Genomic DNA, 23,114 nt, shown 5'->3' on the forward strand with positions numbered 1-23,114 from the left:
GGATAGCAGAAATCGATGCTTGATGCGACTTTGAGGAACCGGGCGGCGCAGCTTCTGACGGCGTCCCGCCGCAGCGAGGTTCCACCGTTCATGGTGATGGACGTGATGGCGGCAGCCGAGCGAATCGAGGCGGCCGGCGGCCATGTCATCCACATGGAGGTCGGGCAGCCTGCAGCACCGGCGCCGCAATCGGCGATCGCCGCAGCCCGGGCCGCGCTTGGAAGCGGGCGCATCGACTACACCTCAGCGCTTGGCATCCCATCGCTGCGCGCCCGGATCGCTCGTCACTATCGCGACGCCTATGGCTGTCCGCTCGATCCCGAGCGAATCGTGGTCACCACGGGCTCCTCGGGCGCCTTCATCCTGGCATTCCTGGCGATGTTCGAGTCCGGCGACCGCGTCGCGGTCACCGTGCCCGGCTATCCGCCGTATCGCCATATCCTGACCGCGCTCGGCTGCGAGCCCGTGCTGATCGAGACCACGAGCGAAACCCGGCATGCCCTGACCGGCGAGGCCCTGCTCGAAGCCCATCGGCGCACGCCGCTCAAGGGCGTCCTGGTCGGCAGCCCGGCCAATCCGACCGGCACCATGATATCGCGGGAGGCGCTGACCGCCCTGATGGCCGCCGCGCAGGACGCCGGCATCCGCTTCATTTCCGACGAAATCTATCACGGCCTGGACTATGCCTTTCCGGCGGTCACGGCGGCGGAGCTTTCCGAGCGGGCGCTCGTGATCAACTCATTTTCCAAATATTTCTGCATGACCGGTTGGCGGGTCGGCTGGATGGTGGTGCCGGAGCCGTTGGTCCGCCCGATCGAGCGCCTGCAACAGAATCTCGCGATCTCCGTTCCTACGCTTTCGCAGATCGCCGCCGAAGCCGCCTTCGAGGGCCGCGACGAGATGGAGGCCGTCAAGGCCGGCTATCTGGAGAACCGCCGCATCCTGATCGAAGGGCTGCCGCAAGCGGGCCTGACCAAGTTCCTCCCCGCCGATGGCGCCTTCTACCTCTATGCCGACGTATCGGACTTCACGTCAGACAGTTTCGCATTTGCCAGGACGATGCTGGATGAGGCCCATGTCGCGGCGACCCCTGGTGTCGACTTCGATCCGTTCCACGGCAGGAATTTCGTCCGCTTCTCCTACGCACGCTCGGCGGAGGACATGCGTGAAGCGGTCGCACGCATCGCGCGCTGGCTTCGGCGGCGATAAGCGATCGTCATGACGCCGAAAAGAAACCGCCCGGACGGGCCGGGCGGTCATTGATCAATTCGCGCTATTGATTGCCGCCGAAACGGCGCGACCACCATCCGGCCCGTCGCGGCGGCGCTTCGCCGTCTGCCTCCGCCTCCGAGGCCGGCAGGGGTGCCTCCAGCTCCGATGTCGGCGTGGGCGGGCTGACACTCGTTCCCGGGGTGTCGGATTGGCCCTCGGCCAGGAATGTCACCTTCTCACGCACGGTGGAGCGGCGCGGCGGCGCCTTCTCATTCTCCTGTCGCGCTGGCTCGCCCGCGGTCGGCTCGGCCGCCGGGCTCACCACGTCCGGCTCGGGCGCAGGGGGCTGGGCAAGTTGCGGCTCATGGGCCGGTGCGATGGATTCCGGCTGGACCTCGGGCAAGGTCGGGGCAACCGAGTCGCCTTCGAAGTCGGCGACCGCCCCCTCAGCTTCCGAGTCCGACGGTGGGGACAATTCATCGGCGATGGAGCCGGCAACGCCTTCTTCCATGTCGGCACCGCGCCGTCGTCGGCCGCCGCGGCGTCCGCGACGACGCGGCCGCTTTTCGCCTCCGCCGGCTTGGTCGGCGCGGGCCGGATCCTCGCCTTCCTCCTCCTCGGAGTCGCTCTCTTCGCCTTGGGCCGGTGCGATGGCTGCAGCCTCCACATGAGCGACCTCCTGATCATCCTGGAGTGTGCCCGCCTCGCGCCCATCGCTGCTACGCCCGCGGCGGCGGCGACGCCGGCGGCGCCGGGGTCCTTCCTGCTCGTTCTCGCCGGCCTCGGCCGCCCGGGCCTCATCGGCGCGGCCTTCGGTCTCCTCCGTTTCCACGTCCGACTCGAACTCGGCGTCGAGCGGCTCCTCGTCATCAGCCGTTTCCGCGGTGGGCGGCGGCGCTGCGGCCGCTTGTGCGACGAGCAGCGCCTTGGCGGCCTCCAGCGTGTGCACCTGCTCGCCGCGGTCGATGATGAACGATTGCTGGCCGCTCACGGTCGCATCGGCGATCACCGCAAGCGTCACCTTGAAGCCGCTCTCGAGGTCGCGCAGGTGGCCGCGCTTGTGGTTGAGCACGTAGAGCGCGACGTCGGTACGGGTGCGGACCACGAGATTGTGGGTCGCCCCCTTCATCAGCACCTCTTCGAGGCCACGCAGCAATTGCAGGGCCACCGAGGACACCGAACGCACGTGGCCGGTGCCGCCGCATTGCGGGCAGGGCTCGGTCGAGCTTTCCAGCACGCTGGCACGGATGCGCTGGCGCGACATTTCCAAGAGGCCGAAATGCGAGATGCGGCCGACCTGGATGCGGGCGCGATCCTGCCGCAGGCAGTCGGAGAGCTTGCGCTCGACGGCGCGGTTGTTGCGCTTCTCGTCCATGTCGATGAAGTCGATGACGATCAACCCGGCAAGGTCTCGCAGCCGGAGCTGGCGGGCGACTTCCTCGGCCGCCTCGAGATTGGTCTTGAGGGCGGTATCCTCGATATGGTGCTCGCGGGTGGCGCGGCCCGAATTGACGTCGATCGACACCAGCGCCTCGGTCTGGTTGATGACGAGGTAGCCGCCGGAGCGCAACTGCACGGTCGGCGAGAACATCGCGTCGAGCTGGCTTTCGACGCCCATCCGCGAGAACAGCGGCTGGCCACCGCGATACTGCTTCACCACGCCCACATTGGAGGGCATCAGCATCTTCATGAAGTCGTGGGCTTCGCGATAGCCGGATTCACCGGCGACCAGGATCTCGTCGATCTCCTTGTTGTAGAGGTCGCGCAGCGAGCGCTTGATCAGCGAGCCCTCCTCGTAGACCAGCGTCGGCGCCTGCGACTTCAGCGTCATGTCGCGGACGGTTTCCCACATCCGGATCAGGTATTCGAAGTCGCGCTTGATTTCCGGCTTGGTACGGGCGGCGCCCGCGGTGCGCAGGATGATGCCCATGCCCTCGGGCACGTCGAGCTCCTGCACCACTTCCTTGAGCCGCGAGCGATCCTGTGCCGAGGTGATCTTGCGACTGATGCCGCCGCCGCGGGCGGTGTTGGGCATCAGCACGGCGTAACGGCCGGCCAGCGACAGATAGGTCGTCAATGCCGCGCCCTTGTTGCCGCGTTCCTCCTTGACCACCTGCACCAGCATCACCTGCCGACGCTTGATGACTTCCTGGATCTTGTACTGGCGGCGGGGCCGGAACGGACGTTCCGGAACTTCCTCGAGCACATCCTCGCCGCCGACGGATTCGACCAGTTCCTCCTCGGCCTCATCCTCGCCGTCCTCGTCTTCGTGAGGTTCGTCGGCCTGCGGTGCCAGAGACGATTCGGCCGGGTGCTCCTCGAGCGGCGAGGTCGCATGCTCTTCATAGACGTGCTCGGCGGTCGCAGCCTCGGCGGCGGGCGCGATGTTCGCCTGCACGTCTTCCTCGGCCGGCTGCTCGTCTGGAGCGGGGTCGGTCCCGACAGGCTCCGCCGACTGCGCCGCGGGCGAGGCCGCGACAACCGCCGTTACCGGCGCCTCGACATAGGTGTCCGCTGGCTGGGCCTCGACGACCGACTCGGAATGGTCTTCGTGGTGTTCATGTGCCGCATCATCATGGTGATCATGATCGTCCAGATCATCATGCGCGGGCTCGTGCTCATGACCCTCGTGGTCCTGATGCTCGGCGAAGGGCTGCTCATGCTGTTCCGGTTCAGCGGGATGCTCGCCATCATGCGGATGTTCCTGATCGGCATACACGCCCGTTTCGGGCGTCTGCCCGGTTCCGACGACGCCGCTCTGGACACGTTCGCCGCTGTTGCGGCGGCGCGAATTGCGATGGCGTGAGCGTCGGCGTCCCGATCTGTTCTCGTCCTCCTCCTCGGCCTCGCGGTGGGCGCGCTCGTCGGCCTCGATCAGGGCCTGACGGTCGGCGACGGGGATCTGATAGTAATCCGGATGAATTTCGCTGAAGGCGAGGAAGCCGTGGCGGTTGCCGCCATATTCGATGAAGGCGGCCTGCAGCGAAGGCTCCACCCGCGTGACCTTCGCGAGATAGATGTTCCCCCGCAGTTGCTTGCGTTGGGCGGTCTCGAAATCAAATTCCTCGACGCGATTGCCGCGGACCACGACGACCCGGGTCTCTTCCGGGTGGGTGGCATCGATCAACATTTTGTTGGGCATTTTTAAACTCATAAAGGCGGCGAAGGCGTATGGCCGCGAGCGCTGGGCGCGCGGGCGGCTGACGCGACGGTCCACCTGATTCGGGGGTGAGGGGAAGGCCGAAATACAATGGGGAGCGCCCGACCGAACGATCTTCCCGCGGGATCAGGCGACGGGCGGGGCAATCGCTCCGCATCGGCGCGGCTCTTCCGCAAGTTCTGGTCGGCAACACAGTTTGGCGCATCAAGCGTCGGCCCGTCTGGACGTCCGGCGGCACGAGATGCCGCCTCATATCTTGCTGACCGCGAGGTCGCGTCGAAGCATGCGCACCCAGACCCGCGGGGGGTAGGGGCCATGCCGTTTCAAACCGTCCCGGAAAACTTGGTGGCCGGGGACCGGATGCCGCTCGGGCTCAGGAACCGCCCTCCGGGGACCGCGCGCTGCGCTGGCTCGGGGAGGGACGGAAAAACGCTGGGAGCTTCCTTTGGAGATTGGAGCTTCCACCGCTGCACCGGGAGGCTGAACGCGACACAACCGGGAGTATTAGCCGTCAGCGCCCATTACATACGTGGATTAGGCCGGCTCCGCAAGGGAAGCGTCTCGAAGCGTCGCCTCAGGGTAACAGTGCCATTCGCCGGTGCCCTTTAAATAACCATTAATCATGTCGCTCTAATGCGCTAGAAGCCTGCTGGGAGGCCCGAAGTCGTTTGGCGAGCCACGCAAATCGCTATGTTTGGCCGGGATATGCGCTATTGTGCGCCGCAGCACTGGTGTGCGCGACGGGTGCAGGAACCCTGGCGGCGGAAACCCGGTCGCCGCAGGCCCTGGCAAGTTTCCCCGTGGCTTCCGACGCGAGGGTCGCCGGGGACACCAAGCAGACCCGCTTCATTCTCGACCTGGACAAGACGGTTCCATTCCGGGCCTTCATGCTGGACGACCCCTACCGGGTCGTCCTGGATCTGCCGCAGGTCAGTTTTCAACTCCCCGCCGGAGCGGGCACCAACGGCCGTGGCCTCATCAAGGCGTTCCGCTATGGAATGGTGATGCCAGGAGGATCGCGAATCGTGTTCGATCTGACAGGGCCGGCCCGGATCGCCAATTCCTACGGGCTCGATTCGGCGAATGGTCAGCCGGCTCGACTGGTTCTCGATCTCGAGCAAGTCGACAACTCCACCTTCTCGCGATCGCTCGCGCCGCAGGGACCGGCTCAGCCCCAGACTGCGGCCCCGGGCGCCACCGGAACCGCGGCGCCCGCCGTCTCCGTTCCCCAGACCATCGTTGCCGTCCCGCCTCCGACGGCAAAGCCGACCCCGCCTGATACGCGCCCGGTGGTCGTGATCGATCCCGGACACGGCGGTGTGGACAACGGCACCCAATCCGGCGGCGATCTCATCGAGAAGTCCCTGGTGCTGGATTTTGCGCTGGCCTTGCGCGACCGGCTGGAAAAGGCAGGCAAGTACCGGGTCGTCATGACCCGTAGCGACGATACCTTCATCACGCTCGCCGACCGAGTGGCGGTGGCGCGCAGCCAAAAGGCAGCACTCTTCGTCTCGATTCACGCCGACGCTTTGCCGAAAGGCGAGGGTGAGGCCCAGGGGGCGACGATCTATACGCTCTCCGACAAGGCATCCGACGCCGAGGCGGAACGGCTGGCCGAGACGGAAAACCGGGCGGATGCCATCGGCGGGCTCAACCTGACCGACGCACCGACCGATGTCGCCGACATCCTGATCGACTTGGCTCAGCGCGAAACGCGCACGTTTTCAAACCGCTTCGCCCATCTCTTGATGGGGGAATTCAAGAGTACCGTCCGCCTGCACAAGCATCCGCTGAAATCGGCGGGCTTCAAGGTTCTCAAGAACGCCGATGTTCCATCGGTCCTCGTTGAGATCGGCTATGTCTCGAACAAGGCGGATCTGGACAACATGGCCTCGGATGCATGGCGGGCAAAAGCCGTCGAATCGATGGGCAAGGCCATCGACGTCTTTCTCGCCAAACGAGTGGCCAAGGCCGCAGCCGGGAACTGACGAGGAGGCACGAAGCCCTAGTTTGGCCACAGCGGAGGCCCTATAAACGCCCGAGGGGCGCGTCCCGAAATCGACGAAATCGCAACCGCGGCCAATGTGTTGTACAGTGTCTTGGCCGGCTTATTGTGCGTCCGCGAAAAGCCTGACCTGCCAAAACCGAGGCGCCCGCGAGCGGCGCGAGGAACGGATCAGAGACAATGCGCTTTGTGGTGCGTTTTTTTGGGTTCCTGTTCGCCGCCGGAACGATTGTGTTCCTGGTCGGAGTGGCCGCAACGGCAGGATTGATCTGGCATTTCTCCAAGGACTTGCCGGATTACTCCCAGCTTCAGGACTACGAGCCGCCGGTGATGACGCGCATCCATGCCGCCGATGGTTCGCTACTGGCCGAGTATGCCAAGGAGCGGCGACTCTATCTGCCGATCCAGGCGGTGCCGAAGCTCGTGATCAACGCCTTCCTCGCCGCCGAGGACAAGAACTTCTACGAGCATGGCGGCATCGACTATTCCGGCATGGCGCGGGCCGCGCTGGTCTATGCGGAGAATTATGGTTCCAACCGCCGTCCGCAGGGCGCTTCCACCATCACCCAGCAGGTCGCGAAGAACTTTCTGCTGACCAACGAGGTATCGTTCACCCGCAAGATCAAGGAAGCCCTGCTCGCGATGCGGATCGAGCGGGCCTATTCGAAAGACAAGATCCTCGAGCTCTATCTCAACGAGATCTATCTCGGTCTCGGCGCTTACGGCATCGCGGCCGCGTCGCTGGTCTATTTCGACAAATCGGTGAACGAGCTCACGGTGGCCGAGGCGGCCTATCTCGCGGCCCTGCCCAAGATGCCGGCGACCCTGCACCCCGTGCGCAACCACGACCGGGCGGTCGAGCGGCGCAACTACGTCGTCGATCGCCTGCTCGAGAATGGCTGGATCAAGCAGGCCGATGCCGACAAGGCCCGCAAGGATCCGCTGACCGTCACCAGCCACAACAACGGTGCGCACATCTTCGCCGGCGAATATTTCGCCGAGGAGGTGCGCCGCGACATCTTCGAGCGCTATGGCGAGAAGAAGCTCTATGAAGGCGGTCTCTCGGTGCGCGCTACGCTCGATCCGAAGGTGCAGGTGATGGCGCGCAAGGCGATGGTGGCCGGCCTCGTGAAATACGATGAGGAGCAGGGCTATCGCGGAGCGATCAGCAAGCTCGATCTCTCGGGCGGCGATTGGGGCGTGAAGCTCGCCGATATCAAGTCGTTGTCGGACGTCTCGCCATGGCGGCTGGCGGTAGTGCTGGAGACGAGCGAACAGTCCGCGCGGATCGGCTTTCAGCCGAGCCGCGAGTTTGGTGGGGCGGTCAGCAAGGAGCGCGAGACCGGCTTGATCACGCTCGACGGCGTGAGGTGGGCGCGGTCTGCCTCCGGTGCGCTCCGCGGCAAGACGCCGAGCGCGCTCACCCAGGTGCTTTCGCCCGGCGACGTGATCTATGTCGATCCGCTGTTCAAGGATGGCAATCCGGTCGAAGGCCAATATCGCCTGGAGCAACTCCCGGAGGTTTCCGGCGCAATGGTCGCCATGGACCCCTGGACCGGCCGCGTGCTCGCGATGGTCGGCGGCTTTTCTTTCGATCAGAGCCAGTTCAACCGTGCGACCCAGGCCTACCGGCAGCCTGGCTCGTCTTTCAAGCCGATCGTCTATTCGGCTGCGCTCGACAACGGCTATACGCCGTCGACCCAGGTGGTCGACGCGCCGATCGAGATCGACCAGGGGCAGGGAGGTGGCGTCTGGCGGCCGGAGAATTTCTCGAACGGCAAGTATCAGGGGCCGACGACGCTGCGCAACGCGCTGAAGCTCTCACTGAACACGGTGACGGTGCGGTTGGCGCAGGACATCGGCATGCCGTTGATTTCCGAATACGCGCGGCGTTTCGGAGTCTATGACGAATTGCCGAACTACCTATCCTACGCGCTTGGCGCCGGCGAGTCCACCGTGATGCGGATGGTGACGGCCTATTCGATGATCGCCAATGGCGGCCGGCGGGTGAAGCCGACGCTGATCGACCGCATCCAGGATCGCTACGGCCACACCATCTTCAAGCATGATGCGCGTGAATGCCGCGGCTGCGACGCGCCCGCCGGCTGGAAGAGCCAACCCGAGCCACAGCTCGTCGACCGCCGCGAGCAGGTGCTCGACACCATGACCGCCTACCAGATCACCTCGATGCTGGAGGGCGTGGTGCAGCATGGCACGGCCATGGTGGTCCGCGAGGTCGGCAAGCCGATCGCCGGCAAGACCGGCACCACCAACGAGGCCAAGGACGCCTGGTTTATCGGCTTCTCGCCCGATCTCGTGGTCGGCATCTATATGGGCTACGACAAGCCGCGGCCGCTCGGGCGCGGCAATGCGGCGACCGGCGGCCATCTCGCCGCGCCGATCGCGCGCGACTTCCTCAAGCTTGCGCTCGCCGACAAGCCGCCGACGCCCTTCAAGATCCCGGCCGGCATCAAGCTGGTCCGGGTCGATTCCAAGTCCGGCATGCGCGCCGGTCTTGGCGATAGCGGCAACGTGATCCTGGAAGCCTTCAAGCCGGGCACGGCGCCGCCGGATAACTATTCCGTTATCGGCGTGGCCGATGCCGATGGCCGCGGCATCATGCCGCCGGGAGGCGAGGTGCCGGGCGCGGGCAATATCATGCGGCCGGGCACGGGCGGCCTTTACTAGGCCTCCTTCTTCGAGAACATCAGGTCATGTCAGGAAGAAGCGCCGCGCGAGCGGCGCCAGGAATGGAAGTTTGCCGATGCGCCTGGTAGCGCGATTTTTGGGGTTCCTCTTCACCATCGGAACTGTCTTGTTTCTCGCCGGCGTGGCGACTGCCGCCGCAATGATCTGGCATTTCTCCAAGGACTTGCCGGATTACTCGCAGCTTCAGGACTACGAGCCGCCGGTGATGACGCGCATCCATGCTGGCGATGGCTCGCTGCTCGGCGAGTATGCCAAGGAGCGGCGGCTCTATCTGCCGATCCAGGCGGTGCCAAAGCTCGTGATCAACGCCTTCCTCGCCGCCGAGGACAAGAATTTCTATCAGCACGGTGGCATCGACTATTCCGGCATGGCGCGTGCCGGGCTGCTCTATATCCAGAATTTCGGCTCCAACCGGCGCCCGCAGGGCGCTTCCACCATCACCCAGCAGGTCGCGAAGAACTTCTTCTTCACGAACGAGGTCTCCTTCAACCGCAAGATCAAGGAAGCCCTGCTCGCGATGCGGCTCGAGCGGACCTATTCCAAGGACAAGATCCTCGAGCTCTATCTCAACGAGATCTATCTCGGACAGGGCGCCTACGGCATTGCCGCCGCCTCGCTGGTCTATTTCGACAAATCGGTGAACGAGCTCACGGTGGCCGAGGCGGCCTATCTTGCGGCGCTGCCCAAGATGCCGGGGACGTTGAATCCCGTGCGCAACCATGATCGCGCCGTCGAGCGCCGCAACTACGTCGTCGACCGCCTGCTCGAGAATGGCTGGATCAAGCAGGCCGACGCCGACAAGGCCCGCAAGGATCCGCTGACCGTCACCAGTCATGACAATGGTGCGCACACCTTCGCCGGCGAATATTTCGCCGAGGAGGTGCGCCGCGACATTTTCGAGCGTTATGGCGAGAAGAAACTCTATGAAGGCGGCCTCTCGGTACGCGCTACGCTCGATCCGAAGATCCAGGTGATGGCCCGCAAGACCATGGTGGCTGGCCTCGTGAAATATGACGAGGAGCAGGGCTATCGCGGAGCGATCAGCAAGCTCGATCTCTCGGGCGGCGACTGGGGCGTGAAGCTCGCCGACGTCAAGTCGCTGTCGGACGTCTCGCCATGGCGGATGGCAGTCGTGCTCGAATCGAGCGACCAGTCGGCGAGGATCGGCTTTCAGCCCGGGCGTCAATTCGGGGGCGCGGTGAGCAAGGGGCGCGAGACCGGCCTGATCACGCTGGATGGCGTCAAATGGGCGAGACCCGCTGGCCGCGGCAAGGCGCCCACCGCGGTGTCGCAGGTGCTTTCGCCCGGCGACGTGATCTACGCCGATCCGCTGTTCAAGGACGGGAAGCCGGTCGAGGGCCAGTACCGCCTCGAGCAACTCCCGGAGGTTTCCGGGGCGATGGTGGCGATGGAGCCGCAGACCGGCCGCGTGCTGGCGATGGTCGGAGGCTTCTCCTTCGACCAGAGCCAGTTCAATCGCGCGACCCAGGCCTACCGGCAGCCCGGCTCGACCTTCAAGCCGATCGTCTATTCGACGGCGCTCGACAACGGCTATACGCCGGCGTCGATCATGGTCGACGGTCCGATCGAGATCGACCAGGGACAAGGCAATGTGTGGCGGCCGGAAAACTTCTCCAACGGCAAGTATCAGGGGCCGACGACCCTGCGCAACGCGCTGAAGCACTCGCTCAACACGGTTTCGGTGCGGCTCGCCCAGGACATCGGCATGCCCCTGATCTCGGAATACGCGAGGCGCTTCGGCATCTATGATGAATTGCCGAACTATCTGTCCTACGCGTTGGGCACCGGCGAAACCACGGTGATGCGGATGGTGACGGCCTATTCGATGATCGCCAATGGCGGCCGGCGGGTGAAGCCGACTCTGATCGACCGCATCCAGGACCGCTATGGCCACACCATTTTCAGGCACGACAGCCGCGAATGCCGCGGCTGCGATGCGTCCGACGGCTGGAAGAACCAGACGGAGCCGCAGCTCGTCGACCGCCGCGAGCAGGTGCTGGACGTCCTTACCGCCTATCAGATCACCTCGATGATGGAGGACGTGGTGCAGCACGGCACCGCCATCGTGGTGAGAGAAGTGGGCAAGCCGATCGCCGGCAAGACCGGCACCACCAATGAAGCCAAGGATGTCTGGTTCGTCGGCTTCTCGCCTAATCTCGTGGTCGGCATCTACATGGGCTACGACAAGCCGCGCTCGCTCGGCCGCGGCAATGAAGCGACCGGCGGCCGCCTGTCCGGAACCATCGCGCGGGACTTCTTCAAGCTCGCGCTTGCCGACAAGCCGCCGACGCCGTTTCAGATTCCCGCCGGCATCAAGCTCGTTCTCGTCGACTCCAAGACCGGCATGCGCGCGAGCCCCGGCGACCCCGGCGCGATTCGGGAAGCCTTCAAGCCCGGTACGGCGCCGCCGGACAACTACTCCAACATCGGCGTCGCCGACGCCGACGGGCGCGGCATGATGCCGCCGGGCGACGTGCCGGATTCCGGCACGATCATGCGGCCCGGGACGGGTGGGCTGTACTGAGTTTCGGCGGATGAGACGATTGCGCTTTGCGCCCGGCACCGCTACATCCACCAATCAGATCAGGCGGGTTTGCGGCTCGCCAGCACCCGAGAACAGCCATGCGCGACGAGATCAAACGCCTCGTAGAAGAGATCAAGCAGTCGGTCGGGCTGCTGAGGAGGCATCTTTGACGTCGAGAAATCGACGGCGCGGCTGGCTGAGCTGAACAAGCTCGCCGAGGACCCCAATCTCTGGAACGATCCGCAGAAGGCGCAGCGGCTGATGCAGGAGCGCACCTCGCTGGAGGACGCGCTGTCTGGCATCGGCAAGGTCGAGCGCGAGCTTGACGACAATGTCGAAATGATCGAGCTCGGCGAAGCCGAGAGCGATCAGGGCGTCATCGAGGAGGCCGAGCAGGCGCTCAGGAGCCTGAAGAAGGACGTCGCGCGCCGCGAGCTGGAGGCATTGCTGTCCGGCGAGGCCGACAAGTTCGATTCCTATCTCGAAGTGCATGCTGGCGCGGGCGGCACCGAAAGCCAGGACTGGGCCGAGATGCTGCTGCGCATGTACACACGCTGGGCCGAGAATCACGGCTTCAAGATCGAATATCTCGAGGAGTCGCAGGGCGAGGAGGCGGGCATCAAGTCGGCCACCATCCAGATCTCGGGCCACAATGCCTATGGCTGGCTGAAGACCGAGGCCGGCGTGCACCGCCTGGTGCGGATATCGCCGTTCGATTCCAACGCGCGCCGTCACACCTCGTTCTCCAGCGTGCAGGTGTTTCCCGTCATCGACGACAGCATCAAGATCGACATCAAGGAATCGGACGTGCGCACCGACACGATGCGGTCGGGCGGTGCCGGCGGTCAGCACGTCAACAAGACCGAATCGGCGGTGCGGCTGACGCATATCCCGACGGGTATCGCGGTGGTCTGCCAGGCCGGCCGCTCCCAGCACAAGAATCGCGCGCAAGCCTGGGACATGCTGCGGGCGCGGCTTTACGAGGTCGAACTGAAGAAGCGCGAGGAAAAGGCCGCCGCCGAGCAGGCGGCCAAGACCGATATCGGCTGGGGTCACCAGATTCGTTCCTATGTGCTGCAGCCCTATCAGATGGTGAAGGACCTGCGCACGGGCGTGCAGACCTCGGACACCTCGGGCGTGCTCGATGGCGACCTCGACGAGTTCATGGCCGCGACCCTGGCGCAACGCGCCTTTGGCACCGAGCCGGGCACGGTCGAGGATGTCGATTGATGGCACGGGTTGCCTTCATCGGCCTCGGGCGGATGGGTCATGGGATGGCCGGCCGCTATCTCGATGCGGGTTTCACGCTCTCGATCTGGAACCGGAGCAAGGCCAAGGCGGAGGATTTGATCGCGCGCGGCGCGCGCTGGTCGACCTCGCCCGAGGATGCCGCAATCGATGCCGACGCGGTCGTGACCATGGTGGCCGACGACGAGGCCTCGCGCGCGGTCTGGCTTGGCGCGAACGGCGCGGCGGCGACCATGAAGGCCGGAACGCTCGCGATCGAATGCTCGACCGTCTCATATGATCATGCGCTGCATCTGTCCCGCGAATTGCAATCCCGCAGCCTGATCTATCTCGATTGCCCGGTGACCGGATTGCCCGAGGCCGCAGCGCAGGGCAAGCTCAACCTGCTGGTCGGCGCCAACGCCGCCGATCTCGAAATGGCCCGGCCGTTGCTTGATCCGCTGGCGACGACCGTCCGGCACTTCGGCGAGGTCGGCGCCGGTACAGTCTACAAGCTGATCAACAACCTGATGGGCGCGATCCAGATCGCCGGCCTTGCCGAAGGGCTGGCAATGGCGGAGCGGGCCGGCCTCGACATGAAGCTGGTGCTCGAGGCGGTCGAGCTGGGCGTCACCGCGAGCCCACAGGTGCTTCGCCACGCCAGGCGCATGGTCGCACACGATTTCGCCGGCGCGACCTTCACCGCCGCGCTCCGGCACAAGGATGCTGCCTATGCCGTGGCGCTGGCGGAGTGGCTGCTGCACGAGGCGCCGCTCATGGGGCGCGCGGCGGTCGCCTCCTACGACCGTGCCAAGGCCGTCGCGCCCGATGACGACGAGGCCAGGATGATCGAGCTGGTGTCGCGGCCGGCGTGAGCGAGGCGCGCTTCTCCAACGAATCATCCTGCCAACATCTCACCGATACTGACAACGCCGTTTCGCTTTGCGGAATAAGCATGCCAATCGCGCGCTTGCCAGCCTCCGAACGACTTGCGACACTCGCCGCAAAATCAAGCTTGGTCGGGAGAGGGAAACGATGTCCGCGCGTCTCAGGAAACTCTTTGTCACGGCGGCGGTGGCCGCAGTCACCGCGACGGCGGCCAATGCCCAGAAGAAATACGATCCGGGCGCGAGCGATGCCGAGATCAAGGTCGGCAACATCATGCCCTATAGCGGCCCCGCCTCGTCCTATGGCGTGATCGGCAAGGCGGAGGCCGCCTATGTCAACATGATCAACGAGCAGGGCGGCATCAACGGCCGCAAGATCAACTTCATCTCCTACGACGATGCCTATAGCCCGCCGAAAGCCATCGAGCAGGCGCGCAAGCTGGTCGAGAGCGACGAGGTGCTGTTCATCTTCCAGTCGCTCGGCACGCCTTCCAACTCGGCGATCATGAAGTACATGAACGCCAAGAAGGTGCCGCAGTTGTTCGTCGCCTCCGGCGGCACCAAATTCGGCGATCCCAAGAACTTTCCCTGGACCATGGGTTTTCAGCCCAACTACCAGAGCGAGGGGCGCATCTACGCCAAATACATCCTGGAGCACTTTCCGGACGGCAAGATCGCCGTGTTCTGGCAGAACGACGATGCCGGCAAGGACCAGTTCAAGGGTCTCAAGGACGGACTCGGCGACAAGGTCGGCATGATCATCGCCGAAAAGTCCTACGAGGTGAGCGATCCCTCGATCGATTCGCAGATCGTCGCGCTGCATGATTCCGGCGCCGACATCTTCTTTTCCTGGGCGGCGCCGAAGGGCTCGGCGCAGGCGATCCGCAAGGTCGGCGAGCTCGGCTGGAAGCCGAAATTCTTCCTCGCCAACACCGCCACCACCATTGCCTCGGTCCTGAAGCCGGCCGGCCTCGAATATTCGAAGGGGATCATCTCGACCGCCTACATCAAGGATCCGACCGATCCGGTGTGGAAGGACGATGCGGGCATGAAGAAATGGCTCGGGTTCATGGACAAGTACTATCCCGACGGCGACAAGGCCAACGCCAACAACGCCTATGCCTATGTGCAGTCCCAGGCGCTGATCCAGGTCCTGAAGCAGTGCGGCGACGATCTCACGCGCGAGAACGTGATGAAGCAGGCCGCCAATCTGCACGACTTCGCTTCCGACATGCTGCTGCCGGGAATCACCGTCAACACCTCGGCGGACGACTACTTTCCGATCGAGCAGATGCAGCTGATGCGCTTCAACGGCGAATCCTGGGAGCTGTTCGGTCCGATCATCAGTGGCGAAGTCGGACACGACGCCGGCCACTGAGCCGAAGCGGGGCGGCTACTTCGTGCCATACATGCGGTCCCCGGCATCGCCCAGGCCCGGGATGATATAGCCGTGATCGTTCAGCCGCTCATCCACCGCGGCGGTCCAGATCGGGATATCGGCGTGCTCGGCCTGGAATTGCGCGATCCCTTCGGGAGCGGCGAGCAGGCAGACGAAGCGGATGTCGCGGGCGCCGCGTGCTTTCAGCAGTGACGCCGCCGCGCAGGCGGAATTTCCGGTCGCCAGCATCGGGTCCATCAGGATCGCCGTGCGGTCGGACAGGTCCTGCGGCGCCTTGAAGAAATATTCGACCGCCTGCAACGTCTCGGGATCGCGATAGAGGCCAATATGGGTGACGCGGGCGGCCGGGACCAGCGCGAGCATGCCATCGAGGAAACCGACGCCGGCGCGCAGGATCGGGGCGAAGGTCAGCTTCTTGCCGGCGATCTTGGGTGATTTCATCGGCGTCAGCGGCGTCTCGATGTCGACCAGCTCGAGCGGCAAGTCGCGGGTCACCTCGTAGCACAAGAGCATCCCGATCTCGTTCAGGAGCTCCCTGAAGCCCTTGGTCGAACGGTCGCGCTCGCGCATCAAGGAGAGCTTGTGCTGGACCAGCGGGTGATCGACGACATGGAGATTGGTGGAGGTCATGCGCCGGCTTTATCGGCTTTTGCGGGCTTGCACCACCGCCCCATGCAGCACGCATGCCAGCCTCGGATCAGCCGGCGCTCAACCTCACCCCGGCGCGCAGGAACTTCTGCGGATCGACCGCCTCGCCGTCGATCCGCGTTTCATAATGGAGATGCGGACCGGTCGAGCGGCCGGTCGAGCCGACTTCGCCGACCACCTGGCCGATCTTGACGGTCTCCCCGATCCTGACGCTGATCTCCGACAGATGGCCGTAGCGGGTGGACAGGCCGTTGCCATGGTCGATCTCGACCATGCGGCCATAGCCGCCGCTCCATCCGGCCGACACCACCTTGCCGTTGGCGGTGGCGCGCACGGGATCGCCGCTCTGCGCGCGGAAGTCGAGCCCGGTATGCATCGCCGGGCGGCCGAGGAACGGATCGCTGCGGACGCCGAAGCCCGAGGTGAATTCGACCTCGCCGATCACGGGCTTGCGGTACGGCACCATCGAAAGCGTCCGGCCCAGACGATCCATCTGGGCGCGGGTGAGATTGATTCGGTAGAGCTGCCGGTCGAAGGGGTTGGCATTGGCTGCAAGCTTGACCGGCACGAAGGGGCCGCCCATCGCAGCGCGCGGGGCGGCGGCTTCGAGCTGTGCCATGTCGAGCCCGAGATCGCTGATCACGCCGCGCATGCGGCGCAGCCGCGATTCGGCGCCCTCCTCATACGAATTGAGCGCGGCCATCTGCCGGCTCTCGATCTGATCCAGCGAGGTCTGCAGCCGCGCAAGCGCGTTGTCGACGCCCTGGATCCTGGCGAATTGGTTGGAGGGCGGGCTCTTGCTGATCGGCGCACGCGATTCCAGGCGAGCCTCGCGGTCCGGCGGCGCCACGAAGATCACGGTGTCGCTGATCGGCGAAGGTTTCGGCGGCGACGCGCCGATGTCCGACGTCGACGGGTTGCGCGACGGCGGCCTGATCGATCCGGTGACGTCGGGAATGGTGCCGAGCGCCGTTGCCCGGGATTCCAGCACGGTCTGCCGCCGCATGATCTGGTCGAGCTTCTGCTCGAACTGCTCCTGGTCGAGCAGCTGGCGACTGGTCGTGCGATCGACCTTGGCGCGCAGCTCGGCGATGCGATCCTCATAGGCATATTGCATTTCGGCCTGACGGGCGATCAGGCGGGTCAGCACGTCGTCGCGGAAGGCGAAATAGGTCGCGGTCGCGGCCGACCACAGGCCGAGCAGGGTCACCGTGCCCACGGCGATCCAGAACACCACCGGTCCGACCCGGACCTGCCTGCCGGCATGGGTCAGGGTATAGCCGGTCTGCGGCTGCGCCGCGGCCGGCTGAGCGGCCGGGACGGGCGCATGTGGTGCGGACCGGCGCATGAAGGCGCGGCCGTGATTGTGCGGATGATGCTGCGGGTACTCGGAATATTGACCTGGACGGTACGACATCGGCACTCCCGAGCCGATCGGGAAAGCTTCCGTCCGGCTAATTTTGCGGGAGCGATTTGACCGCCACATGGTTAATTTTTCGACAATCAGAGCGCCCGTGCCGCCGCCAGCACCTCATCGGCATGGCCGTCGACCTTCACGCGCCGCCACACCCGGGCGATCCGACCGTCGGGGCCGATCAGCAGGGTGGTGCGAAGGATGCCGAGGAAAGTCTTGCCATACATGGATTTTTCAGCCCAGGCGCCGTAGGCCTCGAGCACGCCATGCTGTTCGTCCGAGAGCAGCGGCACCGCGAGCTTGTGCTTGTCACGAAAAGCATCCTGAGCCTTGATCGGGTCGGCCGAGATGCCGACAACCGCGGTCCCGGCTTCGGCGAAGGCGTCGGCCAGGCGGGTGAAGTCGATGGCCTCCCGTGTGCAACCGGGGGTGTCAGCCCGGGGATAGAAGAACAGCACCAGCTTCTTGCCGGCAAAATCCGAGAGTGCGACGTTGTCGCCGCCGTCGCGTGGCAGACGGAACTGCGGTGCCGCAGCTCCCTCGCGCAGGGCCGCCGGCTTTGCTGTAGCGGAACGCTTGGCGGTCGACGTCGAGCTGGGGGTGGATTTGGATAATTTTAACCGTTTTGATGCGGCTTCGTGCGATCCTGCTGCCGCGGCCCGCCTGCCGGATTCGCTTGCCACGGATCTGGCTTTGGTCGCGCGGTCCGTTTTCGCCTTCGCCGCCTTTGCAGGACGGCCGGGGCGGGACGGAGGCTTGGAGGATTTCTTGCGCGATTTCTTGGACATACGCCTTCCTTTCGTCGCTTTCCGCAGATCAATCATAGGGATAATGCGGGTTTTTGTCCGGCGAGCCGGAACCGGACCGGCGGCTGTGCAAGTCTGGCGGCGCCGGAGTATGGTTACAAGCAATTCGATCAATCCGACGCACCGCCCGTTGGCTCGTTGAGGTGGGCAATTCGCGCCAGATGACGGGCAACGGAACCAATCGGGGATTGGCGGAAATGCCGGCAAAGGAACGCTCGTTACCGGTCGACGGGCGGGACCCCAACCGCAGCCAGTCCGCCAACGAGCGCCGACTTCGAGAGGCAATGGCAAGGAACTCCCCGCCCCAAAGCCCCCGACAAGCTCCCCGGAAGGGAGGCAATCCGCGCGCCGATGCGCCGGCAGCCCAGTGGGACGCCGCGGATTGGGAACGGGAGGCCGGGCACCGCGCACAGCGGCTGTTGTCGCGGTCGGATTCCGGCCTTCATCGCGTCGGCGATCGATTCTCCGCGCTGCAGCGATGGCTATCGGGCGAGCGCTGGGTGAAGCGGCTGGCGGTTGCCATCGCGGCATTGGTCGTGATCTTCGGCGCCTCATTCTTCGGGCTTTGGTGGCGGCTCGGTGCCGGACCGATCAATCTCGACGTGGTAACGCCTTGGCTCGCCGCAGCGATCGAGGACAGCATCGGCAACGGCAACTCTGTCGAAGTCGGCGGCACCCAGATCGAGCGGGCCGGACGCATCCACATCGCGGTGCGCATCCGCGACATCGTGGTGCGCGATCACGACCGCGCCATTGTCGCGACCGCGCCAAAGGCGGAGGTGCGGCTGTCCGGAGCCGCGCTGTTGATGGGTCGGCTGCGGGCCGAGAGCCTCAATCTGGTGGACGCCGAGCTGTCGGTGCGCATCACGCCGGACGGCTATGTGACGGTTTCGACGGGCGAGACCAACAAGCCGTTGGCGACCGGTGTCACCTCGAAACGAGCGGCGGCCGCGGCGGCCGCTCCGGACCAGCGGTCGCTGACGCTGCCGATCAATCCGCTTTCCCCGCCGGCCGGCGACAGCCGTGACCGCAACGCTGCTGCCTCGAAGGCCAACCCGACGACCAGCGGTCTGCTCGCCGGCCTGGACTGGCTCGACAGCCTCAGCCTGACCGGCCTGGACGGCCAGAGCCTCAACGAGATCGGCCTGAAGAACGGCAACCTGATCGTCGACGATCAGCAGCGCGGCAACAAACGGACGTTCGACAACATCAGCCTCAGCCTGCGCAAGCCGAGCAGCGGCGGTGTCGCGCTGAGCCTGGGTGAGGAGGGCGGCAATCCCTGGTCGCTTCGGGTCACGGTCGGCCCTGCCGCCAACGGGGTCCGTGCGGTCGACGTCCGCGCGGTCAACGTGCCGACCCGCAACATCCTGCTGGCGCTGCGGCTCAAGGACCTGACCTACAGCACCAACCTGCCATTGACAGGTGAGCTCAAGGGCGAACTCGGTCGCGACGGAGTGCCGACCTATTTCCGCGGCAAGATCATCGCCGGCCGCGGCAGCGTCATCGACACCGATACGCCGGATTACCCGATGGAGATCGATTCGGCGGAAATCAGCCTGGAGTGGGATGCCGGACGGCGCGTGCTGGTGGCGCCCTTCAAGATCGTTTCCGGCGCCAACCGGTTCACGCTGCTCGCGCATCTGGAGCCGCCCAATGACGACGTCGCCGCCTGGCAGCTCGGCTTTTCCGGCGGCACCATCGTGCTCGTCGGCGCAGACAATGAGTCTCCGCTGATCTTCAACCGCATCAATGTCGCCTTCCGCTTCGATACTGATCGCAAGCAGGTGCTGCTTACCCAGGCCGACATCAGCAACGGCGATGTCGGCGTCGCCGGCACCGGCAGCATCGACTATTCGGGCGAGCCGCAGCTCAAGCTGGGCCTGGCGGGAACGCCGATGTCGGCCAGCGCCCTGAAGCGGATCTGGCCGGCGCTGGTCCAGCCCGAGGTGCGCCAATGGGTGGTCGAGCGGATCGACCGCGGCGCGGTACAGCGGGTGGATATCGCCGTCAACGCGCCGGTCAAGGACCTTCCGCGCAAGGGACCGCCGATACCGGACGACGGCCTTTCCATCAACATCGCGGCGACGGGCGTGACGGTGCGTCCGGTGGACCGGCTGCCGGCGGTGCACGATGCGGATCTGAAGGTGCACGTCACGGGCCGCACCGCGAACGTGTTGATCGGGCAGGGGATTGCCGATACGCCGGCCGGTCGCAAGCTTACGTTTTCCGATTTCGTCTTCGATGTCGCCGACACGCATCCGAAGCCGCCTGCCGCCAAGATCAAGATGAAGGTCGACGGTACGGTGCCGGCCGTCGCCGAAATTCTGGCTTCGGATCGCCTCAGCGACTTGTCGACACCGATCGATCCGAGTGCCAGCAAGGGGACGGTTTCCGCCGTCGTCAACATGGCCATGCCGGTGAAGGGCGAACTCACCAAGCAGGATACGAGCTATGCCGTGACCGCCGACCTCACCGGGTTTGCCGCCGACAAGCTGGTGATGAACCAGAAGCTCGAAGCCAATGCGCTGAGAATTGTCGCCAACAATCAGGGCTACCAGGCCAAGGGCGACGTGAAGATCAACGGCCAGCAGGCCTTGCTCGACTATCGCAAGCCGGCCGACGGCGACGCCGACATCAAGTTGTCCGCAACGCTCGATGATGCCAGCCGCGCGCGGCTCGGGCTCGATCTCGGCCCGGCCGTCAGCGGCGCGATCCCGGTCAAGGTGGTCGGCAAGATCAGCGACGGCGACCACGACAGCCGCATGGGCGTCGAGGCCGACCTGACCGCGCTGAAGCTCGACAACATCCTGCCGGGCTGGGTCAAGCTCCCCGGCAAGACCACCAAGGCGACCTTCAATGTGGTGCCGAAAACCCAGTCGACCCGCTTCGAGGACGTCGCGATCGAAGGCGGCGGCGTGTCGATCAAGGGATCGCTCGAGGTCGACCAGAACGGCGAACTCCTGAACGCCAGCTTCCCGACCTACTCGCCGACCGAGGGCGACAAGACCTCGCTGCGGGCCGAGCGCAACCAGGACGGCGTGGTCAAGGTCACCATGCGCGGCGATGTGTTCGATGGCCGCAATTTCCTGAAATCCGCGATTTCGGGCTCCAGCAAGGATGCCGACAGCAGGAACAAGATGAAGAGCGTCGATTTCGACGTCGATCTCAAGCTCGGCGCGGTGGCGGGCTTTAACGGCGAAGCGGTCCGCAGCGTCGATCTGAAGATGTCCCGCCGCAATGGGCAGATCAAGGCTTTCACCCTCGCCGGCAAGGTCGGACGCGATACGCCACTCAGTGCGGAGTTGCGCAGCCGCGTCCAGGGCGGGCGCGAGGTGATCGACCTCGCCACCGACGACGCCGGTGCCTTCCTCCGCTTCACCGACACCTATTCCAAGATGAGCGGCGGACAGCTTTCGCTGGCGATGGAGCCTCCGAGCGGCGATTCCTCCGCCAAGGAGGGCCTGATCAATGTCCGCAATTTCTCCGTCAAGGGCGAGGCGGCGCTGGATCGCACCGCCGCCGGCGCGCCGGGTGCTCAGGACAACGGCGTGGCTTTCACCGCATTGCGCGCCGAATTCACCCGGCAGAGCGGGTTGCTGTCGGTCCGGGAAGGCGTCGTGAAGGGACCGACCATCGGGCTCACGATCGAGGGCAGCATCGACTACAACGTCAATCAGGTGCGGATGAGCGGCACCATCGTTCCGCTCTACGGGCTGAACAACATGTTCAACCAGATTCCAATCGTCGGGTTGTTCATGGGCAACAAGAACGAGGGCCTGTTCGGCGTGACCTATGAGGTCGTCGGCTCGCCCGGCCAGCCGGTGCTGCGCATCAATCCGATCTCCGCGATCCTGCCCGGCCCGTTCCGCAAGATCATGGAATTCAACACCGGCAAGCAGAACAACCCGGTCGACTTCCAGCCGAACAACAACAATTAGGGACCGGCGGGCGGGCAGGCGGTTCATCGCGTTCGGATTCAACGTCTGAAACAGTGGAAGGCGTGCGTTGGTATTCTCGCGACGGGATTCGTCCGAGCTGTGCGACGACGTCGCCCTCGAAAAAGAAGGAGGGCGCAGGGAATGCCGGGTGAGGGCCTCACCCATGGCCCGCCTGCAACAAGAACGCAGGCGGCAGTCACCACAGGTAAAGCCGGATCAACCGGCATTCCCTGCGCGATGGTTTACGGCTTATACGTGATCTCCCCGGGGAGCGGGCTTTCTTGTCCCCGTCATCCGCAAGATCATCGCTTGCGAACTTGACGCCAGCGTCGCGGCGCCAGGACCACACGATTTCGCCGTCCGCCTCGAGCGCGCTCGTCTCGCGCACTGAGGCGTCCACCGCATCCCGCCTCCCACGTCCGTGACGATCGCGAAACGCCCCTCCGATGGAGGCGGGATAGCGAGAGAAAACACCAATTTCGGAAATTTGGAAAGATAAATATTTTGTCGGCGAGGACTGGACAGCCCTAAGCGGCTTGAGTCCGCAGGCAAATTTCGGTTTTGGCGCAGTCGGTTTTCCGGCCCGCGCGGGTTGTGCGAGAGCTGACATCCGGATTCACTCGACCGATTCGGCCTCCTGTTGCAGGACTCGCGTCAGGCGCACCACGGCCGATGAAGATGGGCGCTATTGCTTCACCGTGGCGCTTATGACGCGGCAGCCGAAACCGCGACGATCACCGCAGCGGTTGCCAAGGGTACGCGCCCGCATTCGGGTTGAGGCGATCAAATGCGTATGGCATATTATGCCACAGGCTTCGAATAACCTTGGACGATGCCAATGCCCACCAGAAATGTCGTACTGACGGAGCGTCAGGAAGAACTCCTTGAGACTCTCGTCAAGTCTGGCCGCTACCAGAATGCCAGCGAAGTGCTGCGCGATGGATTGCGGCTCGTGGAGCAACGCGAGGCGGAGGATGTTGGCAAGCTGAAAGCCCTGCGGGCAGCGGCTCGCGCCGGCGTCGGGGCGCTGGATCGGGGAGACTTCAAAGAATTCGGAAATATCGAGGAGCTGCAAACCTATTTGAATGACCTCTCGGAGAAGGTCATCTCGCGAACCGCCGAATAGAGCCGTCGTGGCCGAGCGAGGATGGCGCGTTCGTCTCA

Annotated in this window: 13 protein-coding genes; 9 read left to right on the forward strand and 4 right to left on the reverse strand. The window is 64.8% G+C overall.

Features of this window, described 5'->3' with window-relative positions:
- Positions 1-15 precede the first annotated feature (15 nt).
- Positions 16-1,209 carry an aminotransferase class I/II-fold pyridoxal phosphate-dependent enzyme gene (locus JOY90_RS28125; protein ID WP_291694362.1) on the forward strand — a complete coding sequence of 398 codons (1,194 nt, stop codon included), beginning with the start codon at positions 16-18 and terminating at the stop codon, positions 1,207-1,209.
- Between the two features lie 64 nt (positions 1,210-1,273).
- On the opposite strand, the gene JOY90_RS28130 is transcribed toward JOY90_RS28125, so the two are convergent.
- On the reverse strand, positions 1,274-4,354 hold the full coding sequence (locus JOY90_RS28130) for an Rne/Rng family ribonuclease (RefSeq protein ID WP_291694363.1): 3,081 nt from the start codon (positions 4,352-4,354) through the stop codon (positions 1,274-1,276).
- 686 nt (positions 4,355-5,040) lie between these two features.
- Here JOY90_RS28130 and JOY90_RS28135 point away from each other — a divergent pair.
- The 6 genes from JOY90_RS28135 (at position 5,041) to JOY90_RS28160 (ending at position 15,123) form a co-directional block, all read left to right on the forward strand.
- On the forward strand, positions 5,041-6,360 hold the full coding sequence (locus JOY90_RS28135) for an N-acetylmuramoyl-L-alanine amidase (protein ID WP_291694364.1): 1,320 nt from the start codon (positions 5,041-5,043) through the stop codon (positions 6,358-6,360).
- Positions 6,361-6,557: 197 nt separating this feature from the next.
- Positions 6,558-9,065 carry a penicillin-binding protein 1A gene (locus JOY90_RS28140; RefSeq protein WP_291694365.1) on the forward strand — a complete coding sequence of 836 codons (2,508 nt, stop codon included), beginning with the start codon at positions 6,558-6,560 and terminating at the stop codon, positions 9,063-9,065.
- A gap of 76 nt (positions 9,066-9,141) precedes the next feature.
- Positions 9,142-11,631 (forward strand): penicillin-binding protein 1A, encoded by a 2,490-nt coding sequence (locus JOY90_RS28145; RefSeq protein ID WP_291694366.1) that lies wholly within the window; start codon positions 9,142-9,144, stop codon positions 11,629-11,631.
- 98 nt (positions 11,632-11,729) lie between these two features.
- Positions 11,730-12,861 (forward strand): peptide chain release factor 2 gene (gene prfB / locus JOY90_RS28150; protein WP_291694367.1). Its coding sequence is split into 2 segments (ribosomal slippage): positions 11,730-11,798 and positions 11,800-12,861, totalling 1,131 coding nucleotides; the frame shifts between segments, so codons are not numbered across the junction.
- Positions 12,861-13,733, forward strand: coding sequence for an NAD(P)-dependent oxidoreductase (locus tag JOY90_RS28155; protein WP_291694368.1), 873 nt, complete (start codon positions 12,861-12,863; stop codon positions 13,731-13,733). Before prfB ends, JOY90_RS28155 begins: the two co-directional genes overlap by 1 nt.
- 160 nt (positions 13,734-13,893) lie before the next feature.
- Positions 13,894-15,123, forward strand: a complete 1,230-nt coding sequence (locus tag JOY90_RS28160) for an ABC transporter substrate-binding protein (RefSeq protein WP_291694369.1) — start codon at positions 13,894-13,896, stop codon at positions 15,121-15,123.
- Positions 15,124-15,138: 15 nt separating this feature from the next.
- Here JOY90_RS28160 and upp read toward each other — a convergent pair whose 3' ends face one another.
- The 3 genes from upp to JOY90_RS28175 all read right to left on the reverse strand — a co-directional run bounded on the left by upp (position 15,139) and on the right by JOY90_RS28175 (position 17,994).
- Complete coding sequence (gene upp / locus JOY90_RS28165; protein WP_291694370.1) at positions 15,139-15,774, reverse strand: uracil phosphoribosyltransferase; 636 nt, start codon at positions 15,772-15,774, stop codon at positions 15,139-15,141.
- A 67-nt stretch (positions 15,775-15,841) separates the two neighbouring features.
- On the reverse strand, positions 15,842-17,209 hold the full coding sequence (locus JOY90_RS28170) for a M23 family metallopeptidase (RefSeq protein WP_291694371.1): 1,368 nt from the start codon (positions 17,207-17,209) through the stop codon (positions 15,842-15,844).
- Between the two features lie 86 nt (positions 17,210-17,295).
- Positions 17,296-17,994, reverse strand: coding sequence for a peroxiredoxin (locus JOY90_RS28175; protein WP_291694372.1), 699 nt, complete (start codon positions 17,992-17,994; stop codon positions 17,296-17,298).
- A gap of 215 nt (positions 17,995-18,209) precedes the next feature.
- On the opposite strand from JOY90_RS28175, the gene JOY90_RS28180 reads away from it, so the two are divergent.
- Positions 18,210-21,950: an AsmA-like C-terminal domain-containing protein gene (locus JOY90_RS28180; RefSeq protein WP_291694373.1), complete on the forward strand. Its 3,741-nt coding sequence runs from the start codon at positions 18,210-18,212 to the stop codon at positions 21,948-21,950.
- A gap of 838 nt (positions 21,951-22,788) precedes the next feature.
- On the forward strand, positions 22,789-23,076 hold the full coding sequence (locus JOY90_RS28185; protein ID WP_291694374.1) for a type II toxin-antitoxin system ParD family antitoxin: 288 nt from the start codon (positions 22,789-22,791) through the stop codon (positions 23,074-23,076).
- Positions 23,077-23,114: the final 38 nt, after the last annotated feature.

The organism is Bradyrhizobium sp. (genome assembly GCF_019242285.1).
Classification (GTDB): Bacteria; Pseudomonadota; Alphaproteobacteria; order Rhizobiales; family Xanthobacteraceae; genus Bradyrhizobium.

Excerpts from the sequence above, each read along its gene's own strand:
- JOY90_RS28125 (WP_291694362.1), top strand. The coding sequence starts at position 16 with ATGCTTGATGCGACTTTGAGGAACCGGGCGGCGCAGCTTCTGACGGCG.
- JOY90_RS28130 (WP_291694363.1), bottom strand. The coding sequence starts at position 4,354 with ATGCCCAACAAAATGTTGATCGATGCCACCCACCCGGAAGAGACCCGG.
- JOY90_RS28140 (WP_291694365.1), top strand. The coding sequence starts at position 6,558 with ATGCGCTTTGTGGTGCGTTTTTTTGGGTTCCTGTTCGCCGCCGGAACG.
- JOY90_RS28145 (WP_291694366.1), top strand. The coding sequence starts at position 9,142 with ATGCGCCTGGTAGCGCGATTTTTGGGGTTCCTCTTCACCATCGGAACT.
- JOY90_RS28155 (WP_291694368.1), top strand. The coding sequence starts at position 12,861 with ATGGCACGGGTTGCCTTCATCGGCCTCGGGCGGATGGGTCATGGGATG.
- JOY90_RS28160 (WP_291694369.1), top strand. The coding sequence starts at position 13,894 with ATGTCCGCGCGTCTCAGGAAACTCTTTGTCACGGCGGCGGTGGCCGCA.
- upp (WP_291694370.1), bottom strand. The coding sequence starts at position 15,774 with ATGACCTCCACCAATCTCCATGTCGTCGATCACCCGCTGGTCCAGCAC.
- JOY90_RS28170 (WP_291694371.1), bottom strand. The coding sequence starts at position 17,209 with ATGTCGTACCGTCCAGGTCAATATTCCGAGTACCCGCAGCATCATCCG.
- JOY90_RS28175 (WP_291694372.1), bottom strand. The coding sequence starts at position 17,994 with ATGTCCAAGAAATCGCGCAAGAAATCCTCCAAGCCTCCGTCCCGCCCC.
- JOY90_RS28180 (WP_291694373.1), top strand. The coding sequence starts at position 18,210 with ATGCCGGCAAAGGAACGCTCGTTACCGGTCGACGGGCGGGACCCCAAC.
- JOY90_RS28185 (WP_291694374.1), top strand. The coding sequence starts at position 22,789 with ATGCCCACCAGAAATGTCGTACTGACGGAGCGTCAGGAAGAACTCCTT.